Origin of the sequence: Proteus sp. PR00208, from assembly GCF_016238545.1 — a bacterium.
Taxonomy (GTDB): domain Bacteria; phylum Pseudomonadota; class Gammaproteobacteria; order Enterobacterales; family Enterobacteriaceae; genus Proteus.
The window spans coordinates 1-715 of sequence record NZ_JAEHQE010000056.1; the positions used below are offsets into that span (position 1 = coordinate 1).

Consider the following 715-nt stretch of genomic DNA (forward strand, 5'->3'; position numbering starts at 1 on the left):
AATAAATATCCTCCGGCATAGCCGGAGGTTTTTAATATGCGCCTATAAGGCTTTGTTACCTGCCGCGTCCTAACAGACGCATATAACGGCTCTGACATTTGCATCTATATGTTACTTACTGCCCGTAAACGGGCTACTTGGATATGGAATCGATAATTGCTCTCCCATTTTATCTTCTTCCAACTGATGTTTTATGTATTCCCGTATTCGCGAGGTATTCTTACCTACTGTATCTACATAAAAACCACGGCACCAAAACGCCCTGTTTCTATACTTGAATTTTAAATCGCCAAATTGTTCGTACAGCATCAGACTGCTCTTACCCTTTAGGTAACCCAAAAAAACCGAAACACTCAACTTTGGCGGTATTTCCAGAAGCATATGAATGTGATCTGGGCAACACTCCGCTTCCAGAATATTCACATTTTTCCATTCACATAATTTTCTGAGTATGCTACCTACTGCTCGGCGTTTCTCGCCGTAAAATGCCTGTCTTCGATATTTTGGTGCGAAAACCACATGATATTTACAGTTCCACCGTGTATGCGCTAAGCTCTTTTCGTCCCCCATTGGGACCCCCTTTTGATTTTTTGTTGAACTATTGCAGTTGCCAGACCGCAATATGTTTTAACAAATCAAAAGGGGTTTTATAACTGGCTTATAGCTGTAAGCTTTCCGGAACCCCCGGCCTAGCCGGGGGTTTTCTGTGCACAAA

At 42.5% G+C, this 715-nt stretch carries 1 protein-coding gene; it reads right to left on the reverse strand.

The annotated features are described in order from the left end of the window. Window positions 1-111 precede the first annotated feature (111 nt). Window positions 112-570, reverse strand: coding sequence for an IS200/IS605 family transposase (tnpA, locus tag JEP36_RS17675; RefSeq protein ID WP_198630576.1), 459 nt, complete (start codon window positions 568-570; stop codon window positions 112-114). Window positions 571-715: the final 145 nt, after the last annotated feature.

Bases quoted from the DNA above. Each gene is read 5' to 3' on its own strand.
- tnpA (WP_198630576.1), bottom strand. From the start codon at position 570: ATGGGGGACGAAAAGAGCTTAGCGCATACACGGTGGAACTGTAAATAT.